General features: G+C 71.0%; 21 protein-coding genes. 15 read left to right on the top strand and 6 right to left on the bottom strand.

Annotation, left to right across the window (positions count from 1 at the left end; genetic code table 11):
* The first annotated feature begins 61 nt into the window (after positions 1-61).
* Positions 62-460, top strand: coding sequence for a hypothetical protein (locus AB0O09_RS14275; protein WP_363541919.1), 399 nt, complete (start codon positions 62-64; stop codon positions 458-460).
* A complete protein-coding gene (locus AB0O09_RS14270; protein WP_363541918.1) occupies positions 457-3,348 on the top strand; it encodes a type IV secretory system conjugative DNA transfer family protein in 2,892 nt (963 codons plus the stop codon). Before AB0O09_RS14275 ends, AB0O09_RS14270 begins: the two co-directional genes overlap by 4 nt.
* Positions 3,349-4,957: 1,609 nt before the next feature.
* On the opposite strand, the gene AB0O09_RS14265 is transcribed toward AB0O09_RS14270, so the two are convergent.
* From AB0O09_RS14265 to AB0O09_RS14250, 4 genes are all read right to left on the bottom strand, one after another.
* The gene (locus tag AB0O09_RS14265) at positions 4,958-5,599 is read right to left on the bottom strand and encodes a hypothetical protein (protein WP_363541917.1); all 642 of its coding nucleotides are present in this window, start codon (positions 5,597-5,599) and stop codon (positions 4,958-4,960) included.
* Positions 5,596-6,717, bottom strand: a complete 1,122-nt coding sequence (locus AB0O09_RS14260) for an MAB_1171c family putative transporter (RefSeq protein ID WP_363541916.1) — start codon at positions 6,715-6,717, stop codon at positions 5,596-5,598. The genes AB0O09_RS14265 and AB0O09_RS14260 overlap by 4 nt, the downstream gene beginning before the upstream one ends.
* Positions 6,717-7,244: a hypothetical protein gene (locus AB0O09_RS14255; protein ID WP_363541915.1), complete on the bottom strand. Its 528-nt coding sequence runs from the start codon at positions 7,242-7,244 to the stop codon at positions 6,717-6,719. Before AB0O09_RS14255 ends, AB0O09_RS14260 begins: the two co-directional genes overlap by 1 nt.
* Positions 7,245-7,330: 86 nt before the next feature.
* Positions 7,331-7,825, bottom strand: a complete 495-nt coding sequence (locus AB0O09_RS14250; protein WP_363541914.1) for a hypothetical protein — start codon at positions 7,823-7,825, stop codon at positions 7,331-7,333.
* A gap of 561 nt (positions 7,826-8,386) precedes the next feature.
* Here AB0O09_RS14250 and AB0O09_RS14245 point away from each other — a divergent pair.
* The 13 genes from AB0O09_RS14245 (at position 8,387) to AB0O09_RS14185 (ending at position 20,508) form a co-directional block, all read left to right on the top strand.
* Complete coding sequence (locus AB0O09_RS14245; protein ID WP_363541913.1) at positions 8,387-8,998, top strand: hypothetical protein; 612 nt, start codon at positions 8,387-8,389, stop codon at positions 8,996-8,998.
* 9 nt (positions 8,999-9,007) lie between these two features.
* A complete protein-coding gene (locus AB0O09_RS14240; RefSeq protein WP_363541912.1) occupies positions 9,008-9,814 on the top strand; it encodes a hypothetical protein in 807 nt (268 codons plus the stop codon).
* Positions 9,814-11,106, top strand: a complete 1,293-nt coding sequence (locus AB0O09_RS14235; protein ID WP_363541911.1) for an ATPase, T2SS/T4P/T4SS family — start codon at positions 9,814-9,816, stop codon at positions 11,104-11,106. The genes AB0O09_RS14240 and AB0O09_RS14235 overlap by 1 nt, the downstream gene beginning before the upstream one ends.
* A complete protein-coding gene (locus AB0O09_RS14230; protein ID WP_363541910.1) occupies positions 11,103-11,975 on the top strand; it encodes a type II secretion system F family protein in 873 nt (290 codons plus the stop codon). Before AB0O09_RS14235 ends, AB0O09_RS14230 begins: the two co-directional genes overlap by 4 nt.
* A complete protein-coding gene (locus AB0O09_RS14225) occupies positions 11,972-12,880 on the top strand; it encodes a type II secretion system F family protein (RefSeq protein ID WP_363541909.1) in 909 nt (302 codons plus the stop codon). The genes AB0O09_RS14230 and AB0O09_RS14225 overlap by 4 nt, the downstream gene beginning before the upstream one ends.
* 47 nt (positions 12,881-12,927) lie before the next feature.
* Positions 12,928-13,233 carry a hypothetical protein gene (locus AB0O09_RS14220; protein WP_363541908.1) on the top strand — a complete coding sequence of 102 codons (306 nt, stop codon included), beginning with the start codon at positions 12,928-12,930 and terminating at the stop codon, positions 13,231-13,233.
* Positions 13,234-13,297: 64 nt separating this feature from the next.
* Positions 13,298-13,723 (top strand): TadE family protein, encoded by a 426-nt coding sequence (locus AB0O09_RS14215; protein ID WP_363541907.1) that lies wholly within the window; start codon positions 13,298-13,300, stop codon positions 13,721-13,723.
* The gene (locus tag AB0O09_RS14210) at positions 13,713-14,135 is read left to right on the top strand and encodes a TadE/TadG family type IV pilus assembly protein (protein WP_363541906.1); all 423 of its coding nucleotides are present in this window, start codon (positions 13,713-13,715) and stop codon (positions 14,133-14,135) included. Before AB0O09_RS14215 ends, AB0O09_RS14210 begins: the two co-directional genes overlap by 11 nt.
* Complete coding sequence (locus AB0O09_RS14205; protein ID WP_363541904.1) at positions 14,132-14,590, top strand: pilus assembly protein TadG-related protein; 459 nt, start codon at positions 14,132-14,134, stop codon at positions 14,588-14,590. Before AB0O09_RS14210 ends, AB0O09_RS14205 begins: the two co-directional genes overlap by 4 nt.
* A gap of 35 nt (positions 14,591-14,625) precedes the next feature.
* A complete protein-coding gene (locus tag AB0O09_RS14200) occupies positions 14,626-15,288 on the top strand; it encodes a hypothetical protein (RefSeq protein ID WP_363541903.1) in 663 nt (220 codons plus the stop codon).
* Positions 15,285-16,262, top strand: coding sequence for a hypothetical protein (locus AB0O09_RS14195; RefSeq protein WP_363541902.1), 978 nt, complete (start codon positions 15,285-15,287; stop codon positions 16,260-16,262). Before AB0O09_RS14200 ends, AB0O09_RS14195 begins: the two co-directional genes overlap by 4 nt.
* A gap of 40 nt (positions 16,263-16,302) precedes the next feature.
* Positions 16,303-19,680 (top strand): hypothetical protein, encoded by a 3,378-nt coding sequence (locus AB0O09_RS14190; protein ID WP_363541901.1) that lies wholly within the window; start codon positions 16,303-16,305, stop codon positions 19,678-19,680.
* Positions 19,681-19,761: 81 nt separating this feature from the next.
* Positions 19,762-20,508 carry an A24 family peptidase gene (locus AB0O09_RS14185; RefSeq protein WP_363541900.1) on the top strand — a complete coding sequence of 249 codons (747 nt, stop codon included), beginning with the start codon at positions 19,762-19,764 and terminating at the stop codon, positions 20,506-20,508.
* A 79-nt stretch (positions 20,509-20,587) separates the two neighbouring features.
* Here AB0O09_RS14185 and AB0O09_RS14180 read toward each other — a convergent pair whose 3' ends face one another.
* Both AB0O09_RS14180 and AB0O09_RS14175 read right to left on the bottom strand, forming a co-directional pair.
* Positions 20,588-22,438: a DUF2637 domain-containing protein gene (locus tag AB0O09_RS14180; RefSeq protein WP_363541899.1), complete on the bottom strand. Its 1,851-nt coding sequence runs from the start codon at positions 22,436-22,438 to the stop codon at positions 20,588-20,590.
* Between the two features lie 340 nt (positions 22,439-22,778).
* On the bottom strand, positions 22,779-22,979 hold the full coding sequence (locus AB0O09_RS14175) for a hypothetical protein (RefSeq protein ID WP_363541898.1): 201 nt from the start codon (positions 22,977-22,979) through the stop codon (positions 22,779-22,781).
* Between the last annotated feature and the right edge of the window lie 22 nt (positions 22,980-23,001).

The raw sequence follows: 23,001 nt of genomic DNA, 5'->3' as shown, positions 1-23,001 counted from the left end.
ACCTACGGCAGCGGGCACCGGTGCCGGCCCCTCGCCGGCAGTCGTTCCCACCTCCGGGCCGATGCCGTCCGGCGTCGCGGCCGCCGGGGATGGACCGGAAGGGGACGCCGACCTGCAGGCCGCCTTCACCCGCGCCCACTCCAGCGACCTGCCGCCCGACCAAGCCGGCGAGCTCACGGCCCTGGCCCGCCAGGTGTGGCTGGCCGAAACCACCGGAGCCGGCCGCGACCGGTGGCCCGCCTACTTCCCCACCGGCGCTGGCGGGGCCGGGCCCGTCCACTACTACAGCGGCGTCCGGATCCAGGCCGTCGCCGCCCACACCGCAGGCGGGCCCGGGCGGGCCGTGGTCGGCCTGCTGTGGGTCGGCACCTCACCGAGTGGCGAGTACGGCGACCACCGCCCCGCCACCCTCACCTTCACCCGCACCGACACCGACACCGGCTGGGAGCCGATCCGATGACACCGCACCCCAACTCCTCTCCCGGCGCATCCGCCTGGTACGCCGTCACCTCCGTCGGCACCTGGCTGGTCGACACCGTGAGCTGGGCGGCCGGGCACAGCACCTTGGTCCTGCTGCTGTTCGCTGCGCCGACCGTCGCGGCTCTTGCCGTGCACCAGGTGCTCACCCGCCGGGCCCTCGCGCTGCGCACCCGGTTCACGCTCACGCCCAGCCGCCGCTTCGACCCCACCGAGGAGGACATCTGGCGGCAGACCGTCCTGCTGCTGCGCGCGGCGGGTAAGGGACCGTGGTGGGCGCCGCGGGCGACCCGCCGGGTGCGGGTGCGGTTGCGGGCGGATGGCAGCGTGCCCCTCGAGTACAGCGTCGAGGCACCGAGCGCGGCCCGGGCCCTGCTGGCCGCAAGCCGCTTCCAGGAGGTCACGGTCGCCGAAGCACCGGCGGCCGCAGACCCGGTCGCCAAGCAGGCCGCCCAGGACCGAAAGGACAAGAAGGACAAGGAGCTGCAGAGGAGGCTGAAGGCGCAGGCCCGGGCCCGCAAGGCCGCCGCGAAGAAGGCGAAGAAGGCCAAGGGTGCCGGGCAGGACAGCGGGAGGCCGGACGCGCCGGAGCCGGACGGTCGCGTGCACGCGGTGCGCGCCGAGTTCGTCCTGCGCGGCCGCCCGGCCGCGGCCCTGCGCGAGGTCCCGCTCGACCCGGACCCGCTGCAGCCGCTGATCGACGCGGTCGCCGACATCCAGACCGACCTCGGAGAGCTCGCCGAGGTCCTCCTCGACATCCAGGCCGTCCCGACCTGGCAGCTGAAGCTGCGCCGTCTGCAGCTGATGCACGAGGCCCGCGAGAAGAGCCGCGCTGCCGCCCGCAAGGCGGCCCGTCGGGCGGCCGCGGACGCTGCCGACGCCCAGGAGTCCCTGCGCTACCAGCTCCTGTCGCTCATCGACCCGACCGCGAAGGCCCCGAACGCGGTCCTGCCGACACCGCGGCCGCGCGCCGTCGACCCCGCCGACGCCCTGGGCCGCCTGAACGCTGGCAGCGGCCTGGTCCGCATCCAGCTGCTGGTGCGCTGCGCCTCCCAGCAGGAGGGCCGGGCCCGGCAGCTGCTGGAGAAGGTCAGCGCGGCCCTGGACGTGTACGGGCAGGACAGCCGGCTCGCTGTGGACGGCGGCCGCTTCCTGAAGTGGACGTGGGGTGCGGACAGCTGGCACCGGCGCGGTGCGTTCGACCGCCGCTGGAGCACGGGTCAGGTTGCGCCGCGCAAGCAGAACTGGGTGCATGTCGGAGAACTCGCCGGGCTGCTGAAGCCACCCACCTGCAAGGCCGTCCTGCCGGTGCTCGCCTCCGAACTGCCCACCTACGAGGTCGGCTCCGATCTGGTGCCGCACGGCCACCTGGTCACCCTGGACGGGCGCAGCCGGCTCGTGGCCACCAAGTCGGAGGAGTTCTTGTTCTCCATCGCGGTCGGCAAGGCGAACTACGGCAAGACCGAACTCGCCTTGGTGCGGGCGCTCGCGCTCGCCCATGCCGGGGCCGGCGTGCTGTTCGTCGACCCGCACGGCGACTCGTGGAAGTCCGCCGTCCCCTACCTCGCCCATCCCGCGCTCGCGCGCCGCGTGCAGCGGATCGACCTCGCCCGCGCCGAGCAGCCCGGCGCCAAGCTCCCGTGCTGGAACCCGCTGTCCGTCGAGAACGGAGCCAGCTCTCAGAAGGTGGTCACCGCCGCCGTCGACGCCCTCGCGACCGCCCTGGCCTGGACCGACAGTGCCGCACCCCGCGCACTGACCATCCTCACCAAGGCCTGCGAGGCCCTGGTCACGTACAACACGCTCGCCATCGAGGCCGGACAGCCCGGCGCGCAGGCAACTCTGCTGCAGATTCGGGCCCTGCTGTCGGACAAGGCGTGGCGGGACGCCCTGCTGTTCCTGCTGCCCGAGGAGCAGCAGCGCTGGTGGACAACGACGTTCGCCGGCTACAACACGGCCGAGGTGATCGGGCCGGTGGTCAACCCGCTGGAGCGCCTGGCCGCGAACCCGGTCACCCGGGCCTTCCTCGGCTCACCGCGCGGGACCTACGACATCCGCTCGGCCATGGATGGCGGGAAGATCGTATGGCTGTGCCTGGAGGGCACCGGGCCGTCCGACCGGCTGCTGGTCAGCATGATCCTGCAGGACCTGCTGCGCGCGGGCCTGTCCCGCCGCGAACTGAATGAGGACAAGCGCAAGCGATTCCACGTCTTCGCGGACGAGCTCATCTCCCTGGACCCGGCCGGCGGGCCAACGTTCGCCGCCATCACCGAGCAGCTGCGGAAGTTCGGGGCGCGTCTACACGTGATGGCGCAGCTGCTCAATCGGGTCAGCCCCACCACGCGCGAGTCGGTGATGCAGAACAGCAGTGTGGTGAGCACCGCGTCGGGCTCGGCAGGTGCGTCCCGGGCGATGGCCGAGGAATGGAACGGCGCCGTGTCCGCGGCGCGAATCACCGAACTCCCACGGTTTCACCACTACGTCCAAGTCACCGCGGACGGCAACCGGATCGGCCCGCTGCTGGTCAAGGGCCCCCAGGTCAGCGAGGTATTCACGGGCTACCAGGCCGAACCGGACAAAGTGGCCGAGATGGTCGCCGAAGCCGACAAGGCTCTGGAATCCAAGGAGGTGGGCTACCTGAGGGATCAGGCACGCGCGCAGGACGGGGCTGTCCTGACGGTCGCGAAGGAGCTGGGCGAGAAGAAGGCGGAGAAGGAGAAACAGGCTGAGCCCGGAGACGAGGATTCGGAGACGTCTGGAGCAGGTCAACGCGTCTCCGTGGTGAAGCAGGTTGACGCGCAAGTGCCGGAGGATGCCGGCTCCGGGTCATGCCCGACAGGCCTGCAGGGCGGTCCCATCAGGGGGCGGTGAGCCGTCCTGCCGGTGCTCACCTCCAACTCCCGACCTACGAGGTCGGGTCTGACTTGGTGCCGAACGGCCACCTGGTGGCCCTGGACAGCTTTAGCTGCCAGGGCGAACTACGACAAGTCAGAACTCGCCCTGTTCAGAACGCGTTTGAGCTCTGCGATGAACCAAGCTGGGCGGGCATCTGTGCTGTCGTGGCAGGCACGTAGGGTGCGGCCATGACTGTGCCTGACCTTGTTCCCATTCGGCATGAGCCACACTACCGGACGTCCACCATCGGGCTGTGGGACGGGAGGCCAGTCCTTCGCTGGCCTCAGCGATGTTTTCGTAGGCCAGGACGCCGATGACCGAGTAGTGCGGCGGTGGTAGGGTCGGAGAGCACCGCGCTCTCCGACCTGTCGGTCACTCAGCCTTCAGCCTTGGTCACTGGAGCCACCACCAGATCCAGTGGTCGAAAGCCCAGACACCGAACTCCCGGCCCGCCCCGACAACGATTCCTCCGATCGCCAGAGCCGAGAGCCGCCACCACCAACGGCGGGTATCCTTCTCGAAGCGCCTGTCCATGGCACACCTCTTCCCTCAGCGGACGACCAGCCCCGCGGTGGCCGCCCCGCTGGATTAGTCAAAGGCCTCCCGGCGGGCAAGTCGACAGGTCTAGACTTCCCGAGACTCATTGAGACTTCACGAGACTGGTTGCGACTTCACGAGACTGGTTGCGACTTCATGAGCTGGTGGGGGCATGCCGTACACGCCGAATGAGTTCAACCCAGACGACCCGTTAGACCGCTTCACCCTGGCTCTGCGCGCACTTCACCGAGAGGCAAAGGCGGCCGCTGCATCACCCGAGGAGTTCAACAGCCTCACCATTCCCGGCTTGAGCCGCGCCACGGGTATGAGCAGGGCGACGGTCCACGCCGCCCTTGGTGCCCAGGGCAGTCGTGGCTTCCTCTCGGAAGAGACTCTGCTTCGCATTCTCATAGAACTGAAGAAGTACCTTCCGGACATTGCATCAGCCGACTGGTGCGCACTCCGGGACGCCGCGCTGGCGGAACCCTTCGAGCGCCCAGCACGGCCTGTGGAATCTCAGCGGATAGCGACCACCTCCGGCGGGCTCGCTGAACGGCCGGCCACGGTGTCAGCGCCAACCCGGTTGGCCGAGTATCTCGCGGAACTGCGCCTGCAGAAGGGCAATCCGTCCTTCCAATCCATGGCTGCCGTCGCCAGAAAGAGGACGAGCAGTTCGGCACTCGCCGAGTTGCTGCGTGGGAGCCGCCAGCCGCGGTGGGATACCGTCCGCTCGTTCCTTGAAGGAATCGGAGCCAGCAGCGACGAGGAGCGCCGGGCACGATCACTCTGGCAGGCAGGCACAGCGCCCCGACGGTCTCCTAGGGACCAGGGCCACCCTTGGCATCGGGAGATTATGTAACCTTTAGGAGCCAGGGTGCCGCTGCTCGTAATCGGCTGGTTGGAGAGGCCGCTACTAGGGCATTGATTTGCAGGGCACCGAGCGGCGCCGTGACCATGCACTGCGCATGGTCACGACCTTCCGATCGTTGCGGGTGCGCAAGGTGCTCGTCCCACCTTCCACTTTGCCTCCCGCGCATCCGCTCGCCTGCTACTGGAGAGCGGCATAAACGCCGCCGGCGATGAGGGTGCCGAGGAGTCCGCCGGTGATCACCTGGGAGATGGTGTGCTCGCGGACGGTGACGCGGGCCCAAGCGAGGGCAGCGACCAGGGTGAAGCCGGTCAGCCAGGCGGGGTGGTAGGCCTGGGCGAGCATGGCGAAGGAGCCGGAGAGGACGGCGACGTGTGCGCTGATCTGGTACTTGGCCAGTGCGGTGATCGGCCAGATCGCGGTGATGGTGGCGAACATGGCGGTGGTCATCGCTATCAGCGGGTCGGGGGCGCTGGTGGCCATCTCCAGGGCGAGGCCGATGGTGACGGAGACGCAGATGACGGGCAGGACGGTGACGCGCTTCTGCCGGTCGGTCAGGTGGCGGTTGGCCCAGGTCTCGCCGCCGCGCATGTAGAGGATGTAGGCCATGGGCAGTACGGCCGCGAAGACGATGGCGATCACTGCCCAGCCCAGGCCCTTCCACCCGTACAAGCCGCAGCCGATGGCGAGGGAGACCGCGACGATGACGTTCGCGGGGTCGACCCAGTTGGTGAGCCGGCGGGCCCAGCGCTGGGCGCCGGTGGGCGGTGTCTTCGACACCGTGGCGGTGGTGGTGTCGGTGCTGGTGGCGTCGGTGGTCACGAGGTTGCCTTGCTGTAGTAGGTGGCGACCTGCGCGGCCCAGCGGATCTCGGCGGTCGGGCCGCGCAGCTGCTGGTCTTGCAGGACGATGTCGGGCACTGCGGGGTTGTCGTTTCCGGCCTTGCGGGTGAGGGCGGCCTTCGCCCATAGGGCTTCGCTCATGGCGTCGGCGCCGACGGTGGCGGCGCGGGTGGCGTCGGGTGCGGCCCAGGGAGCGAGGCTGAGGAAGCCGTCGCGGACGGTGAACGCGGCGTGGGAGACGTCGATGGTGCGGTCGCCGAGGGTAAACAGCTCCCGTGCGCGTGAGCGGGGACGCTCGCCGAGGACCAGGTGGGGGAACTGCTCGGCGATGTCCGCCCAGAGCGGGTGGATGCGCCACAGATTCCGCTGATCACGGCAGTAGCGCGCGAACGTGCGCAGCGGGGGGAGGGTCAGGCCGGTGGCGATCAGGACGAGGGTGATGAGGGCGAGGATGTCGCCAACCTGGTGAATGGCCGGGGTTTCCGGAGCGCCGATGTGCGCAAGGGTCATGACGATCAGGCGCCAGGCGGTGTAGAGGGCGCCCGTGGCGCAGCCGGCGGCAAGGAGGGTGGTGCCGGTGCGGGCGAGGCCTCGGGGCACGGATCGGCGGTTGTGCCAGAAGGTGCGGGTGCCGCTGATCATGGCGAGGCCGAGGTAGGCGTAGGTGATCGCCATGTAGAGGTCGGTGCGGATCTCGCCCAGGTGCTGCGTGATGACGTCGTCGGCCTTGGGGGTGGCGCCTCGGGGCAGCAGGAGGAAGAAGATCGCGGTCATGGCTGCGGCTGAGGCTGCGAGGAGCGGCAGGCCGGGCCTGAGGCGGCTGCGGGCGTCGTCCGCGTGCACGGCGTCGAGGTAGTCGAGCAGGTAGGTGGCCGACGCGAGGGTCAGCAGGTGGCGCAGGAGGACGGGCAGGTTCGGCACCATGTGGTGGATCGGGCCGCTGATGGCCGGGTTGGTGCACAGGAGAGACAGGCCGAGCAGGCCGGTGGTCAGGCACAGCGAGCGGGCGGCCCGGCCGGAGTGGATGGCTGCGGGTATTCGCCACAGCGCGGTGCCGATCAGGGCGGCGGGCATGACGGTGAACAGGAGCAGGTCCATCAGGTGGCCTTTCGCCAGCCGCGTGCGCGGACCGGGTGGGTGAGCGACTCGGTCAGCCTCCTGCCCTGGGGGGTGGTGCCGCTGCTGGTGCCGAGGTGGTCGGCGAGGAGGAGGGCGATGAGTTCGGCCTGCTGCTCCTCGCGGGTGTTGTAGCCGGCCCGGGGCATCGCCAGTAGCTGGTGGAGCAGTTCGGGGTCGACGTCGGGGAAGGCCGTGGTGAGTACGTCAGGGCTGAGCTGGGGCTGGTGGCCGGCCGCGATGTGCCCGAGCTCGTGGAGCTTGATGAGGGTCTGGTGCGGGAGGCTGGTGCGGGTTTCGAACAGGACGACGTCGACGGACGGCAGTCGCACCCACAGGCCTGACGGCGCGTCGGGTCCGCGTGTCTCGGGCAGCGGTTCGAGAACGATGGGGCGTTCCCGGTGCTGGGCGAGGGCTTCGGCGAAGGCCTCGACGGAGAAGGGGTTGGGTATCGGCAGCTTGGCGAGGATTGCCTCGCACTCCTTGCGAAGCCCGCGGGGCAGTGGCATGGGTGAGGGTGCTCCGGCACGGTCGGGAAACGGACAGGAACGGGAGGATCACGGGCGCCGCGGTGGAGCAGCGCGCCCGTACTCGGTCAGTCGGCTTCGTTGCGCTGTCCGGTGCTGTGCTGCGCTTCGATGGCGCGCAGCCGGTCGGCGAGTCCGACGACCAGGCGTACGGATTCGGGAGACAGGGCTGCTGCGCGGGTCATGAGGCCGACGAGTTCGGCCTTGTCTCCGCTACTGAGGGCCGCGAGGTCGTGGACGGCTTCCAGTTGGCGGTCGACGGCCTCGGTTGTGTCGGCGAGGAAGTACTGGGCTCCGTCGCGGATGCCGAAGGCGAGGCCGAGTGCGTCCAGGGTAGCGACGGTGGGGTTGGGCAGACGGCCTCCGGTGCCGCGACCGAGGTGCAGGTTGCGGACGGTGTCCACAGAGATGGTCTTCTCACCGCTGCGGGTGTTGATGCGCTCGGCTATCTCCGCGTACTTCAGCGGTTGGTCGCCTTTGGCTGCGCGTCGATCGTTCTCGGCTTTGATCAAGCCGTCCAGGCGGGCGGCGATCTGATCTGCCCGCTTTTGCCCCTGTTCCATCCGCTATCCACCCGTTCGCTGCACCGGGACGCGCCCAGGCGATCGACAAGACTTGATCAAAATCAATGCATAAGCAGCACTGCTGCCTGGCCGCATGTGGTTAGCTTCCCATAGCGACGATTAAAATCAATCGCAGTCGGGGGGCTGATCGCATCATGCTGGACAGACGCCTGCCCGAACGTGCACGTGTCGGCCCTCCCCTCTGTCGTCCCGCCGCTCCCCACGGCGACCGCCTTGCAGGCGGCGACCTGACTGCTACTCCTACGGCCGCACCCCGGCGCAAGAGTAACCGGTCTGCGCCGGGCCTGGTTAGGACGCTAAGGGAGCGGGACAGCGGCACTTTCCCTGTACACGGAGCCTTCGCCTGGGCGACGCCGCCCGGAACCCGGGCGCGCACGCAGGCTGCCACGAAGTCGGGTTGGGGTAGACGAAATGGTTGAAACAGTGTCAAACACGCCCGTTGGCCACCCAAGGAAGGCCGGGCCACGACCGGCTCCGGGGCCGCGGCAGCCGGCCGGCGGCGAACGGCTCCCGGTGGTGGTGCGCGAACGGCGGCCCGGGATGGCGGTGTTCGCCGCGCTGCTAATCGTGGCGGGCGGCCTCGGTGCGACCGTGCTGGTGCAGCAGGCCGGGGAGAAGGTCTCGGCGGTTAAGGTCACGCAGCGGGTCGCTCCAGGGCAGCACATCCCACAGACGGCGATCGAGGAGATCCAGGTCGCCAAGGACACACCGGTGTCCTTCGTCCGCTGGGACCAGCGCGGCCAGTTGACGAGCCGCTACTTCGCCGCCACCGACATCCCGGCCGGAACGCTGCTGACCGGGCCGATGCTGACCGACAAGGTCTCTGTCGCCTCCGACCAAGCCGTCGTCGGCCTGTCGCTCAAGGCGGGCCAGTACCCGCCGGGGCTGCGCGAGGGCGACAAGGTCCGGGTGTGGTGGGTCGGACGCGACGCCGCCAAGAACCCCGCCGGAGCCTCGGCCGCATCGGGATCCAGCGGGACCGAGCTGACGAGCTCCGCCACGGTGCGGCAGGTCTACAAGGCGGAAGCCGGCGCGGTGAACTCGAACCTGTCACTGAACATCCTGGTGCCCGCCGACAAGGCCGGCCAGGTCGCACAGGCCGCCTCTGCCGGCGAGGTCGCGCTGGTCCTGCTCGCCGCCGACCCGAAGTAGGGGCGCCCCATGGCTCTGATCGCTGTCGCGTCCGCCAAGGGCGCACCCGGGGTGAGCACCACCGCGCTCGCCATCGCCGCGGTGTGGCCGCGGCGCTCCCTGCTCGCCGAGGTCGACGAATCCGGTGGGGACCTGGTCTACCGGCACGCCGCCGACTCCAGCCAGCCGCTCGACCCGCGGATCGGCATGCTCTCCCTCGCACTGGCCGGCCGCCGCGGACTGCCGCCCGCCGTGGTGTGGGAGCACACCCAGCGGCTCAACGGCGGCCAGGAGACACTGCTCGGCCTCGCCTCACCGGAGCAGGCGACCGCCTGGCAGGGCATGTGGCCGCTGCTCGGCCGGTCCCTGGCCGCGCTCGGCGACAGTGACGTCATCGCGGACCTGGGCCGGATCGGCCCGAAGTCCGGTCCCGTCGACATGCTGCCGATGGCGTCGCTGATCCTGCTCGTGGCGCGCACCACCACCGAGGAGATCGCCGCACTGCGCGAGCGCATCGCCGCGCTCGGCGCCAGGCTGAGCCCGAACGGGACCGGCGGCCCGCCGATCGGGGTGCTCCTGGTCGGCCCGAAGCGCGAACACGCCAAGGTCACCGCTGACGTCAACCAGCTCCTGCTGCGCCAGCAGCTGCCCGCCTTCGTCCTCGGCTGCCTGCCGCTGGATACCTCCGGCGCGGCGCAGCTCGCCGGCCGCAAGGGCGGCCGCGTGGAGAAGTCCGAGCTGATGCGTGCTGCCCGCCAGATCACCGCCGCGGTCGCCTCCCGCTACCGCCTCGCCAGCACCGAGCAGGCCAACGTCACGCAGGTGGTGAGCCGGTGATGGACCACCAGCTGGTGCGCCAGCTCCGCGGGCAGGTCGGCTCGCAGCTGGCCGAACAGCGCCGCAGCGACGAGTTCCTCGGCCGGCCCGCGATGGCCCCCGATGTCGAGCGGCAGTTTGCGCGCTCCGTCATTCAGACCACGCTCACCGAGCACTTCCGCGCGCAGGCGGCCGCCGGCCTCGGCGTGCCGAGCGCCGAGGACGAGGCCGCGCTCGCCGAGGCCGTCCACGCGTCGCTGTTCGGGGCCGGTCCGCTGCAGCCGCTGCTGGAGCATCCGGACATCGAGAACATCGACATCCAGGGCGACCGCACCTTCGTCACCTACGCGGGCGGTCGCAAGGAGCGCCTGCCCGCTCTCGTCGACGGCGACGAGGACCTCATCGAGCTCGTGCAGACCCTGGCCGCGACGGCCGGGCTGAGCTCGAGGTCCTGGGACACCGCGAACCCGGAGCTGGACCTGCGGCTGCCGGACGGCTCGCGCCTCTCCGCGGTCATGGGCGTCACCCGCCGCCCGGCGCTCAGCATCCGCCGCGCCCGCCTAGGCAAGGTGTTCCTGGAGGACCTGGAAGGCAACGGCACCCTGCCGGCCGACGTCGGGCAGTTCCTGCGCGCGGCCGTATGGGCCCGCAAGAATTGCATCATCGCCGGCGCCACGAACTCGGGGAAGACGACGCTGCTGCGGGCGATGGCAAACACCATCGGCCCAGAAGAGCGCCTGATCACCGTCGAGCGGGCGCTGGAACTCGGCCTGGACGAGTTCGAGGAGCTCCACCCCGATATCGTCGTCATGGAAGAACGCCTCCCCAACTCGGAGGGCCAGGGCGCCGTCTCCATGGCGCAGCTGGTGCGCCGCTCGCTGCGGCAGAACCCGTCGCGGGTGATCGTCGGTGAGGTGTTGGGCGACGAGATCGTCACCATGCTGCAGGCGATGAGCCAGGGCAACGATGGGTCGCTGTCGACGATCCACGCGAACGGCTCCGCGGAGGTGTTCGACCGCATCGCCACCTACGCGCTGCAGGCGCAGGAGCGGCTGCCGATCGAGGCCTCGCACATGCTGATCGCCGGTGCGGTGAACTTCGTGGTCTTCCTCAAGCAGGTCCGCGACCGGGAGAGCGGCGAGTACCGGCGGCGGGTCGTCAGCATCCGTGAGATCAACGGCTTCGACGGCCGGGTGCTGTCCAGCGAGGTGTTCAAGCTCGATCGGTTCGGGCAACTGCTGCCCGGCGCGCCGATCACCTGCCTGGACGACCTCGCCGAGCACGGCTACTACCCGAGCGGGGCGTGGACATGAGTGGCAACCTCGTCCTCACCCCCGAGCTTCTGCTCGCCTTGCTGGCCGGCCTCACCGCCGGCGGCGGCCTGGCGCTGCTGATCGCCTCCCTCATCGGCTGGCCCCGCAGGCCTCGCACCGGGCCGACTACGGCGCAGCAGCTGGTGTCGTTCGCGCGGCGCCGCGGCTGGGCGGCCGGCGGCGCCGGTGTCCTGGTGCTGCTGGCGACCCGCTGGCCCGTCGCCGCGATCGGCGTGGTGCTGCTGGTGCTGTTCTGGGACCGGCTGTTCGGCGGCGCGAAGGAGGAGAAGGCCGCGCTCGCCCGCGTCGAGGCCCTGGCCTCCTGGACGGAGTCGCTGCGCGACACCATGTCCAGCGGTGCCGGCCTGGAGCAGGCCGTGCAGGCCTCCGCCCGCGCCGCCGACCCGGCGCTGCGCCCGCACCTGGTCACCCTGCTGGACCGGCTGCGCGCCAAGACCTCGCTCGGTGTGGCGCTGGACGCGTTCGCCGACGACCTGAACGACGGCTCCGCGGACCTGGTGATCATCGCGTTGAAGGACAACGCCCGCCAGCGCGGGCCCGGCTTGCGCGACGTGTTGTCGGAGCTCGCCGAGACCGCCCGCGACGAGGCCGACATGCGTCGCCGCGTCCTCGCGCAGCGCTCCGGCACCCGCCGCAGCGTCCAGATCGTCATCGGCGTCATCACCGCCTTCCCGATCGGCATGGCGGTCTTCAACCCGGCCTACGTCGAGCCGTACCGGACCCTGCAGGGCCAGGGCGTGCTGCTGCTGGTCATGGGCTTCTTCGTCGGCGGCCTGATGTGGCTGCGCAAGCTGTCCGCCGTCCCCGCCCCCGAACGGCTCCTCATCCGGCAGGAGGTCTACCGGTGATCCTCACCCTTCTCGCGGGCGGCACCGCCGGAGCCGGCCTGGCCCTGCTGGTCTGGTCCCTGGTGCCGCGCCGGGTCGGCGCGGTCGCGGCCCTGGCCCGGATCGACGCGCTGCGCGCCTCCACCCCCGCCGCCCAGGCTCCGCCCGCTCTCGTCACCGCGCAGGACCGGGCGCTGGCGAAGATCGGCCCCCGGGTGGCGGCGTTCTACACCGCCCAGGGCTGGACCCTCACCTCGCTGCGCACCGACCTGGCGCTGCTCGAGAAGCCGATGGAGACGTTCCTGGCGCAGAAGGTCCTGTACGCCGGGGCCGGATTCCTCCTCGGGCCGCTGCTCGCCGCCGTGCTGTGGATGATCGGCATCACCGACAGCCCGCTCACCCCGCTGTGGCTGTCCCTGGTGTTCATCGTGGGCTGCTTCTTCGCCCCCGACACCGAGGTTCGCTCCGAGGCGAAGAAGAAGCGCGCCGAGTTCAAGCGGATCGTCTCCACCTACCTGACCCTGGTCCACCTCAACCTGGCTGGCGGCTCCGGCCTGCCCGAGGCGCTGAAGTCGACCGCGGAAGCCTCCGACACCTGGCCGATGCTGCGCATCCGCCGCGCCCTGGACGCTGCCCGCCTCACCGGCCTGCCGTACTGGGCGGCGCCGGGCCGGCTCGGCCAAGAGGTCGGCATGCCCGAACTGGTCGACCTGTCCGCCACCGTCTCCCTGGTCGCCGAGGACGGCGCAAAGATCCGCCAGTCCCTCAAGGCCCGCGCCGAGACCCTGCGTAAGCGCGAACTCGCCGAACTCGAGGGCGCGGCCGCCGCGAAGTCCCAGTCGATGCTTGTCGCCCAGCTGCTGCTGTGCTTCGGGTTCCTGATCTTCCTCGGCTACCCGGCCCTGACCCGCGTCATGGCCCTCTGACCACCCGTCCCACCTGGATTTTTGTTACCGATCGAGGGGAAAACCGCATGTCCACCATCGCTGTCCGTCCCACCGGCAAGACCGACCTCGCCGACCGCCTCCTGATGGCGCTGCTCGCCGTCGCGGCCTTCAAGACCCGTGCCGTCGAGGCGCTGTCCCGCCGCATCCAGGCCGCCAAGGCCCGCGAGGAGGGCGGCTACACCGCCGTCGAGCTCATCCTCATCACCGCCGCGGTGATCGTCGTCGTCGGCATCGCCGTCGTCGCCATCAAGGCCGCCGTCACCACCAAGTCGACCAGCGTCGGCAACTGCATCACCGGCGCCGACACCACCAACAACGGCGGCTGCAACTGACCCGTCGGCCCGCCCCCGCCGGGGGCGGGCCGCACCGACTGGACGGCACAGAAGGGGGAACCACATGGAACGGCTCAGGATCCGGCTGCGCACACGGCTGCAGGGCGACCGGGGCGCCAGCGCGGTCGAGTTCCTGCTCATCACACCGCTGCTGTTCCTGATGATCCTGACCATCGTCCAGTTCGGCATGTACTTCTTCGCCACCCAGGTCACCGAGGCCGCAGCCCAGGCCGGCGCCCGCAAGGCCCGCGCCACCGCTGACGACAACCCGGGCGGCTGGCGCGAGCAGGCTCGCAGCACCTCCCAGACGCGCATCGACACTCTCGGCCCGGCCCTGGTCGGCTCCCCCAGCATCAACCCCGTCCAGGACGGCGACCAGGTCGGCATCGCCGTGACCTCGAACGTCGTCGCGGTGGTCCCGTGGCTGCACCTGAAAACCACCAGCCGGTCCATCGGCCCGATCGAGAGGTTCATCCCCGATGCTGGCTGACCGTCACAACCGACCGCGCGACGCTGGCATCTCCACCGTTGAGCTGGTCCTCATCGCCCCCGTCCTGATGCTGCTCGTCCTCGTCTTGGTCGCGTTCGGGCAGATCACCCAGGCCCGCTCCTCCCTGGACGGCACCGCCCGCGACGCCGCCCGTGCCGGGGCGCTCCAGCGCGACTGGTCATCGGCGGTCAACGCCGCCACGACCACGGCGAGCAAGGACGCCGCCGGGATCTGCTCCGGCGGCAACCTCCAGGTCTCGCCCGGCGGCACATTCGAGCCCAGCGGCATGTTCACCGTCACCCTCAGCTGCCGCGTCAAAGGCCTCAGCATGATTGGCCTCGGCAGCATCCGCAGCGACATCCGGGCAACCTCGACCGCGCCGCTGGACACGTTCCGGAGGGTCGTTCGATGACGCCGCTCTGGGCCCTGCGCACCCGCCTGCACCTCCGGGGAGCGGACCGCGGCTCCGGCGCGCTCGCCCTGATCCTCGCCGCGATGCTCTTCATGGTCATCGCCGGGTTCATCATCGACACTGGCCGCGCCATCCACCAACGCGAACGCGCAGCCGACGTCGCCGAACAAGCCGCCCGCTACGCCGCCAACCACATCAGCGCAGCAGGCCTGCGCAACGGGGGCACCGTCGTCATCGACAGCACGGGCTGCACCGGCAACGTCCAGGCATTCGTCCGCGAGTCCGGCTTCGGCGGCGACGACATCAGCGCCTCCAGCTGCCTGGCCGCCGCAGGCAACCAAGTCACCGTGAGGGTCCGCCTCACCTACACGCCCCTGCTCCTGTCCGCGCTCAGCCACGGCGGCAGCCTCACCGTGTGGGGCACCGCCACCGCCCAGGCCGTCCAGGAACAATGACCCCATACATGCCAAAGGGGATGGGAGAAACCACCATGCGCAGCACGTACATGACCAGGCATCAGTCCCGAGTCGCCGCCGCTAGCGCCTTCATCGGGCTGCTTGCCCTGTCCGGATGTGCCTCCGGCAACTCCAAGGGCAGCGACGACATCACCGGCGCCCAGAGCGCCCCTCCCAGCACCAGCGCACCGTCCGCAAGCACCTCACCCGGCTGGACGGCCCCGGCCTTCGACCTCCCGAGCGACGTCACCGTGAAGCTCGACGGCTTCACGGCCTCCGACCCCGCAAAGAACGAGGTCCTGCGCGACCTCGGCTACGCCATGACCGCCTACGAGGAGGGACTGGCCACCGGCAAGACCGACCGGCCCGCCCTCGTCCGGTACTACTTCGGCCTGGCCGGCGGCGCCGTCTCCAAGAGCATCATCGACTACAAGGCCGGCGGGAACCGCATCACCGGCACAAGTCACTTCCTCAAGCCGCAGGTCACCCTCAACGACGCGGCCAGCGCCGTCGCCGACCTCTGTGAGGACCAGACCGCCTCGTTCGCCAAGGACCTGAAGACCGGCGCGGTCAAGACGACCTCGCCGAGCGCTGACGACTACGTCGCCTGGCACCTGACGGCGAAGAAGAACGCCAAGGGAGACTGGCAGGTCGACAACGCCGAGTGGGTCCACGGAGCAGGGCGGTGCCAGCCATGAGCCGGCGCAGCACCCTCGCCGGTGCGGCCGCGGTGGCCCTCGTGGCTTCCGCGGCTGTCCCGGCCTGGGCCGGCCAGGGCAACGGGAACGGCTCCTCCACGCCGACGTCGATCGAGTCGCAGGTGTCGGTCGTCGCCAGCGACAGCGGCGCCGGCGGCAAGCATCTGGTGTCCGTGGGTGGCAGTTGGACCCCGCCGGCCTGCTGGTACGAGCCGCACTTCACCGCTGATCAGTACGACCAATACTGGCAGGACCTGCTCGCCGCGATGCCGCCGGGCTCTTTCAAGAGCGACGCGCAGAAGCAGTACGACGCGCTGAAGGCGGAGAACTTCAACCGGGACAAGGCCGGGCAGTGGTGGGTGCTGGTGAAGTCGAAGGCAGCGTGGGACCTCCCGGTCACCGACCAGTGCACACAGAACGCGGGCGCCATCTTCGTCCCGCCGGCCGGGCCGCCCGCGGGAGTCCCCGCCGTCACTCCGCAGATGCTCTCGAAGATCGCCTACGCGGCCACGAAGCTCCCTCCGCCGCAGGTGAAACTCTCGCCTGCGGCAGACAAGCAGACCGTGAACCTGGCGACCTACGTCTCGTTCGGCCAGCCGCTCAGCCCCGTGACCGTGACGGCCTCGCTCGACTACGCGGGCGTGAGGATCGCAGCGTCCACCCTAGCGGTTCCCACGTCCCTGCACGTCGATGCGGGCACCGACGACGCCTCCCCGCGCAGCTGCACCTACAGCTTCACCAAGAGCGGGTCCGGCTACCAGGTCGACTCCTCCGGAGCCAACTGCAACATCACCTACCAGCGCTCCAGCCGGGGCGGGACGTACCCGCTGACCGCGGAGGTGACGTGGAAGGTGACCTGGACGCCGTCGACCAACCCGTACGGCGCGCCCGCGAACCCGCTGCCGAACGGCCTGACGGGCGGGGTGCCGCAGGACGTCGTCGTCAAGGAGATCCAAACGATCGTCACCGGGTAGCACCGGGGCGTCGGCAGGACCGAAGGAGAGAAGGGCCGGCATGGCGAACACGAGGATCAAGGCGCCGAGCAGCGCCCGCCAACGCACCGTCGCGGACGTGCTGGGAGCGCTGCTCGCCGGTGTCCTGCTGGCCGCCATCCTGGCCGGCATCCCGTACGGGCTGGTGCGCTTCATCGGCTGGCCGCTGCCGACCTCGGTGCCGACGCTGAACGACCTGCAGCAGAACGTCGGCACCGGCACGCTGATCGACGTCCTCGCGGTGCTGGTGTGGCTGCTGTGGGCGCAGTTCATGGTCTGCGTGATCGTGGAGCTGCGGGCGGCGCTGTCGGGCGTCGACATGTCGGTGCGGCTGCCGGCGGCGGGCGCCAGTCAGCTGCTGGCGCGGAAGCTGGTGACGACCATGCTGCTGGTCGGCGCGGGGGCGCTGACGGTGGGGCAGGCCGCGTCCGCGTCCGCGGCGCCGCTGCAGCAGGGGCCGGTGCCGCAGGTCGCCGCGCTGGCCGCCGCCGTTCCCGGTTCGGCCGCGCAGACGGGCACCGTTCAGAGCGCGCCGGCGGCCGCGGCGTCCGGGCCCGTGTACACGGTGCATGCCTCAACCGGCTCGCATCACGAGACGCTGTGGGACATCGCCGAGCGGTACCTCGGCGACGGCAAGCGGTTCGGGGAGATTTTCGAGCTCAACAAGGACCGGGTGCAGCCGGACGGCGGCCGGATGACCGACGCCGGCCTGGTCCGCGCCGGCTGGCAACTGCGACTGCCCGCTGATGCCCAGAACGTCCCGGGCACCGCCCGGCCAACAGGGTCGGCGGCCCAGGCCGGGCCCGCGGCCGGGCAGCACACGGTCACCGTCGAGCAGGGCGACACCCTGTCGAAGATCGCGGAGGAGGAGCTCGGCGACGGCGACGCCTACCCGAAGCTGCTGGACGCAACGAAGGACGTCGTCCAGCCCGGCGGCCGGCACCTGACCGACCCGGACAAGCTGTTCCCCGGCGACGTCATCGTCATCCCCGACCCCGGGAGCGGCCCGGCCGCCGCCGCACCTCCCACCACCCAGGCCCCCACCGCTCCTGCGCCGACGACCGAGCCTGCGCCCCCGCCCGCCGCGGCCACCCCCTCCCCCGCCGCGCCGTCGCCCGCCGCCCCCCACACCCCGGCCACTGCAGCACCCACCCCGGCCACCGCAACGCCCACACCCGCAGCGGCCGAAGCACCCGGCACGCCGGCCACAGCACCAGCCGCCACCAAGACCGGCGACCAGGCGCAGGCCCCCGTCTCCGCCCAGCAGGCCGTCGGCGGCATCGCCGCACTCCTCGGCGCCGGTGCACTCGGCGTCATCGCGTTCCGGCGCCGCAGCCAGCAGCGCGAACGCCGCCCCGGCGAGACGATCGCCATGCCGCAGGAGACCACCCCGATCGAGCAGATCCTCGACCGCACCGCCTCCCCCGCCGCGGCCGAACTCCTCGACCGCGCACTGCGCACCATGGCCGCCCACAACACCGGCACCCTGCCGACGGTCCGCATGGCGCGGGTCCAGGCCGACCGGGTCGAGATCCTCACCGACGCCCACGAGAGCGCCGAGCCGCTCGCCCCGTTCACCGACCGCCCGGACGGCTGGTGGGGAGTGCGCGGCAGCCGCGCCACCCTCCTGGGCAGGGACGAGGCCCGCGACGTCCCGGCCCCCTACCCGGGGCTGGCGACCATCGGCACCGACACCGACGGCGCCACGATGATGGCGAACCTCCCACTGCACAAGGTCCTCCTGCTGGACGGCGACGAGCAACAGGTACGGGAAGTGGCGCGCGGCATCGCGATGGAGGCCGGCACCGCGCTGTGGGCCGATCACATCGAGGTGCTCACCGCCGGGTTCGGCCTGGAGCTGCAGCAGCTGCTCCCGGCATGCCGGGTGATGTACACGCCGAGCCTGGCTGCGGCGACCACCGACCTGGCCCGGGTCCTGGTCGAGGTACACCAGGCCGAACACGAGGGCGGCCTGGCGCCGCTGCCGTGGATGGTCGTCTGCGCCGGTGTCCCCAGCCAGCAGGATCTGTACGCGTTCGCCGACACGATGGGCAAGGTGCCCGCCGGGCAGCCGATCGCCGCCGTCCTTCCGGCCGCGGGCGGGGCTCGCGAGCTCTTCCCGGACGCCGAGGTCCTCGATGCCTCGCTGGTGACCGAGGCACAGCCAGTGGAAGCCCTGGACGGGGCCGAGGTGGTGCTGCAGCGGGTGACGGACGAGGCCTACCGGCAGCTCACCGCCATCCTGGCCACAGCCGTGCAGCCGGCCGTCCCAGCCGAGACGCCGTGGGACGGGGCGCCCGATCCGGACCACCCGCAGGTCGGTCCTGCTGCCCTGACCAAGCCGCACCCGGCCGGTAGTCGCGGGCACCTGTCGCTGCTGGCCGCACCCGCGGTAGGGGAGTCCGGCCCCGTAGCTGCCAGCGCCAAGCCCGGCGACGAGAGGGTGCCGCAGGCGGCCGCCCCCGGGACGACGGCCGCGGAGGACGGGCAGCAGCAGCCCGAGAAGGCGGCGGGCCCGGACACGGCGAACGCCGCCGAGTCGGGTGCGGATCCCCGGGTGGCGATGCTGGAGGCCCGGCCGGCACGGCGCAAGCCGCAGGCCCGGGTGAGCGTGGTGCGCGAGGGCGAGGTCCCGCCCGGGGCCGGGCCGGCGGCGCCGCAGGTGCAGGTCCTCGGACCGATGCGGATCACCGGGATCGGCGATGCACCGATCGCGCCGCGCCTGGTCCTACTGGCGGCCTGCCTAATCTTCAAGAGCGAGCGGGACTACGGGGCGATCGCCAACCACATGGACCCGGTCAGCCCGTGGACCCCGGCCACCATGGACACCCACATGTCCCGTCTGCGCGGCCGCCTCGGCCGGGACAACACCGGCGAGCCGTACCTGCGCCCCAAGCCGAAGGGCGTCCAGCAGTACACCCTCTCGGAGGAGGTCACGGTCGACTACGCGGACTTCAAGCACCTCGCCGAGCGGGGCCTGCCGCACGGCACCGCCGGAGTCCTCGACCTGGAGGCCGCACTCGCCGTGGTGCGGGGCCGGCCGTTCACCGGCGCCAGTGGGCACTCCTGGGCAGCACCGCTCGTGCAGACGATGGTCGGCGAGATCGTCACCGTCGCCAACACCGTCGCGCACCTGCGCCTGCAGGACGACGCGCTGGACGTCGACGCCGCCCGCGCCGCCATCGCGGCGGGCCTGGGTGTCGAGCCGGCCGCGGAAGTGCTCTACCGGGCGTGGATGCGCACCGAGCACCGGGCAGGCAACGCCGCGGGCGTGCGCGACGTAGCCGACCAGGCCCGCCAGATGGTCCACGCCATGGAGTTCGACGCTCTCCAGGACGAGACCGAGCAGCTGATCCAGCGCCTCACCACCGGCCGAGGCGCCGTCGTCCGGGGCCTGTAGGCCCGCACCGTCGACGGGCCGGGCGGACAGCACCACCATCCGCCCGGCCCGACCCTTTCCCGAACCCGATCCAGGAGACCCATGTCCCTCTCCCCCACCGACACCGCGCTCGCTGCCGCAGCCGGACTCGCCGCCGGCGTCCTCCTGGTCCGGCCTGCGGTCTTCGCCTACAGCGTCCAGACCGGCTCGCGCACCACCTGCCCCGACTGCGGCCGCCCACTCCTCCGCGGCCGCGCCGCTGCCGATCTGCTGCTCCGCCGGCGCTGCAGCTCCTGCTCCACGAACGGCCGGTCCGCACGGCTCGGGCCGCCGGCCCTGGTCCCCGAAGTACTCACCGCCCTGGCTATCGGCGGCTGCGTGGCCGGCGGCGCGACGGGGTGGCTGCTCGCCGCCCAGCTGTGGCTCGCGGTCGTCGGCACCGCGCTGCTCCTGATCGACGTGGCGGTGAAGCGGCTGCCCGACCGGCTGACCGGCGCGGCCGCGGCCGGCGTCGCGGTCCTGCTGACTGCGGCCGCCGTAACGGGCGGCCAGTGGGCGGCCCTGGGTCGGGCGGCAGCCGCCGCCGGGGTCGTCGGTGTGGTGTTCCTGGTCCTCGTCCTGACCGGCGGGATGGGTCTGGGCGACGCCAAGCTCGCCCCGACGCTGGCCGGGATGCTCGCCTGGCACAGCTGGCCGGCCGTGTTCTGGGGCATCTGCGCAGGCCTGCTCCTCGGCGCCGCACACGCCGCCCTGCTGATCGTCAGCGGACACGCCGGCCGCAAGACGGAGCTCGCCTTCGGGCCCTCGCTGCTAGTCGGTGCGGTCGCCGTGTCGGTGCTCCTCGGCTGACGAATCCCGCCTCACGGAAGCCGAGGCCCGGGAGTAAACCGTCTGCCGTACCGCGCACCGGCCACCTGCCGTCCTCTGGTCAGGACCCGGCGAGCTGGAGCTGCTGCGGGTCGACGACCGGGAACATGTTCTGCAGATGCCCGTAGTAGCGGCGCACCGAATCCACGCTGACTGGCTCGTCCTTCCCGCGCGCCTTCAGCCCCCGTCCGTAGAGGTACTGGGCCAGCTCCTCCTGAGACGGATGACGGGCGTGCTCGGAGACGAACGCCTCGAACCCGTCCATCCAGCCCTGCGGAATCCTCGCATCGGTCGTCGTTTGCGTCACCTGCCAGGTCGGCTTCTGCCCCGCCGCCGAGACCGATGCTCGGGCTGCGGGAGCCGGAACAGACGCCGCCTCGCCGGACACAGCGGTCTGCTGTGCAGCGGGCTCCCCCGGAGGGACCGACATCGAAACCGGCTGCGCATGCGTCTGGGCGTCGTCGGGCTGCGCATGCGCAGCGGTCACCCTGGCGAAGTTCTGCGCGGGCGACTCAGGGAGCACGACCGGCGCTTGCGCAGCGAGGTCTTGCGCAGACGGAGCGGAGGCCGAAGGCATGTGCGCAAGCGAGGGCTGCTCAGCGAGCGTGGCGGTTTCCGGAGCAGGCAGGTGAATGTCGGCAGCGGACCCCGCGGCCGGCGCCGGGGACGCATACATCTCGGCCGTCGGCTGCGTCAGCTGGGGTACGGGGGTCTGGGCCGCTGCAGCCAGGGCAGCCCCGGGGGTGGCCTGAGGGGCAGCCCCGACGGCTGCTGCAGCTCTAGGCGTCTGCGCATGAACGGCGCTCTCGGGGACCGCAACGCCGGCCTGCGGATAGAGCGTCTGCACATGCGCAGCGGGTCCCGGCTGCGCAAAGGGGTCTTGCGCAGCGGCATGCGCAAGCGCATCCTGCGGCCCGGCATGCGCATGGAGGTCTTGCGCACTCGCCGTCCCTTGCGCAAGGGAGGCTTGCGCAGCAGGTGATTGCGCAGCCGCCTGCGCAGAGGCAATCGTCTCCAGGGCGTCCCGGACGGCATCGGCGAGGACGGACTGCTGCTGCGTCAGCATCGCTGCGACGGATTCGGTCAGCCGCGCTTCCACCGTCTCGAGCTCGGTCGACTGCACCTCCGCTGCCGCAAGCTCGGCTGGCCCGGTCTCAGTCCCGCTGTCCAGCTCCAGAACCCGCGCTGCCGCGGGGTCCGAGAACAGGACGGCAAGCTCGCCGGCCTCGACCCCAGCGGCCGCGAAGCCTGCCCGGTAGGTGAGGTGCAGGGGGACGCCGAGCTGGGCGAGCTGGAGCGGAGTCAGAGCGTCGTGCGGTGCCCTGCGCTTCCAGCGCCGACCAAAGTAGTGCCGAAGCCGGGACCGGTAGATGAGACGCTGCTGCTCCAGGCGCAGAGCCTCGTCGCGGCTCGCGATACCCCACAGAGTCTTGCGGCGCCAGAGGGCGAAGGTCCGGAACGGGCTCAGGAACCAGCGCGGCCGTCCCAGGCCTTCCATCTCTTGCTGGCCCGCCTTGATGCCGGCGAGCCGGGCGACGGAGTGGCGGGCGGCCTCGACGATGACAACGAAGATCGCCGGAAGCACGGCGTGGAACACCAGGCCGGTCAGATCTGTGGCAGTCCTGGCGTTGAGGTAGATCGTCACGCCGGTCAGTACCCAGGCGAACCGGCGGAGGGAGGGGTAGGGGATGCGCATCCAGGCCAGCAGCAGGTCGAGCTGGAGCAGGACGACGATCCCGGCGTCGATGCCGATCGGCACGAAGGGTGCGAACTGGCCGAAGCCGTAGGCCACGGCGAGGTCGCGTACCGCTTGGTAGGAGCCGACGAAGCCGATCGCTGCGATGGCCGCGGCGCCGAGCGCGATGACGGCGATGAGCAGATAGTGCGCGCGGGTCAGCGCCGGCCTGTTCACGTGGTGGTCCTCCCCGTCCGGAAACTCCAGGTGGTGAGTTTTTCACGTGCGGCTGACGAGGTGCGTGGGACTTGCCCGATGCCCTTTGTCGTGGAGCAGCACCGGCTCTCTGTGTGCGGTCTTGCAGGCAACCTGCAGACCTGCTCTGGGCTCGTGCGTTGTGACCGCTATGTGGCTCGGCGGATGGCCTCGAGGAGATGGTCACCGTGGCCGGGTGACCATCTCCTCACGGAGTTCTGTGAATCGATTGCTCTGGAGTCCGGTCAGGGCGGTGCTGCGAGGCTGGGTTGTCCAAGCTCAAGGGCCGAGGCCGCGACGGCCAGCCAAGCCTGAGTGGATGTCAGTGGAGGAGCTGAGACAGCACGCCCGCGAGGACGCCGGCGAGTGTGAGAGTGGCGCCGAAGGCCGTTGCGGCCCGCATCAGTGCAGCGGGCCAGGAGGCGCCATCGAGGTACGCCAGTACGCCAGCCACTGCGGCGGCCAGGAAGGCACCCACTACGGCTATTGCGGCGGCGAGCAGCAGGATGGCCAGACGGGTCACGGCGGTCTCCTTTGGGGAGGTG

The sequence above is a fragment of the Kitasatospora sp. NPDC093679 genome (genome assembly GCF_040683455.1).
GTDB classification, from domain to species: domain Bacteria; phylum Actinomycetota; class Actinomycetes; order Streptomycetales; family Streptomycetaceae; genus Kitasatospora; species Kitasatospora arboriphila.
This window is presented reverse-complemented; position numbering and strand designations above follow the sequence as displayed.

What these genes read in the sequence shown, in the direction of transcription:
- AB0O09_RS14260 (WP_363541916.1), bottom strand. Translation starts at nt 6,717, where the DNA reads ATGGACCTGCTCCTGTTCACCGTCATGCCCGCCGCCCTGATCGGCACC.
- AB0O09_RS14195 (WP_363541902.1), top strand. Translation starts at nt 15,285, where the DNA reads ATGAGCCGGCGCAGCACCCTCGCCGGTGCGGCCGCGGTGGCCCTCGTG.
- AB0O09_RS14215 (WP_363541907.1), top strand. Translation starts at nt 13,298, where the DNA reads ATGGAACGGCTCAGGATCCGGCTGCGCACACGGCTGCAGGGCGACCGG.
- AB0O09_RS14210 (WP_363541906.1), top strand. Translation starts at nt 13,713, where the DNA reads ATGCTGGCTGACCGTCACAACCGACCGCGCGACGCTGGCATCTCCACC.
- AB0O09_RS14250 (WP_363541914.1), bottom strand. Translation starts at nt 7,825, where the DNA reads ATGGAACAGGGGCAAAAGCGGGCAGATCAGATCGCCGCCCGCCTGGAC.
- AB0O09_RS14190 (WP_363541901.1), top strand. Translation starts at nt 16,303, where the DNA reads ATGGCGAACACGAGGATCAAGGCGCCGAGCAGCGCCCGCCAACGCACC.
- AB0O09_RS14275 (WP_363541919.1), top strand. Translation starts at nt 62, where the DNA reads ATGCCGTCCGGCGTCGCGGCCGCCGGGGATGGACCGGAAGGGGACGCC.
- AB0O09_RS14220 (WP_363541908.1), top strand. Translation starts at nt 12,928, where the DNA reads ATGTCCACCATCGCTGTCCGTCCCACCGGCAAGACCGACCTCGCCGAC.
- AB0O09_RS14200 (WP_363541903.1), top strand. Translation starts at nt 14,626, where the DNA reads ATGCGCAGCACGTACATGACCAGGCATCAGTCCCGAGTCGCCGCCGCT.
- AB0O09_RS14255 (WP_363541915.1), bottom strand. Translation starts at nt 7,244, where the DNA reads ATGCCACTGCCCCGCGGGCTTCGCAAGGAGTGCGAGGCAATCCTCGCC.
- AB0O09_RS14185 (WP_363541900.1), top strand. Translation starts at nt 19,762, where the DNA reads ATGTCCCTCTCCCCCACCGACACCGCGCTCGCTGCCGCAGCCGGACTC.
- AB0O09_RS14205 (WP_363541904.1), top strand. Translation starts at nt 14,132, where the DNA reads ATGACGCCGCTCTGGGCCCTGCGCACCCGCCTGCACCTCCGGGGAGCG.
- AB0O09_RS14270 (WP_363541918.1), top strand. Translation starts at nt 457, where the DNA reads ATGACACCGCACCCCAACTCCTCTCCCGGCGCATCCGCCTGGTACGCC.
- AB0O09_RS14230 (WP_363541910.1), top strand. Translation starts at nt 11,103, where the DNA reads ATGAGTGGCAACCTCGTCCTCACCCCCGAGCTTCTGCTCGCCTTGCTG.
- AB0O09_RS14235 (WP_363541911.1), top strand. Translation starts at nt 9,814, where the DNA reads ATGGACCACCAGCTGGTGCGCCAGCTCCGCGGGCAGGTCGGCTCGCAG.
- AB0O09_RS14245 (WP_363541913.1), top strand. Translation starts at nt 8,387, where the DNA reads ATGGCGGTGTTCGCCGCGCTGCTAATCGTGGCGGGCGGCCTCGGTGCG.
- AB0O09_RS14240 (WP_363541912.1), top strand. Translation starts at nt 9,008, where the DNA reads ATGGCTCTGATCGCTGTCGCGTCCGCCAAGGGCGCACCCGGGGTGAGC.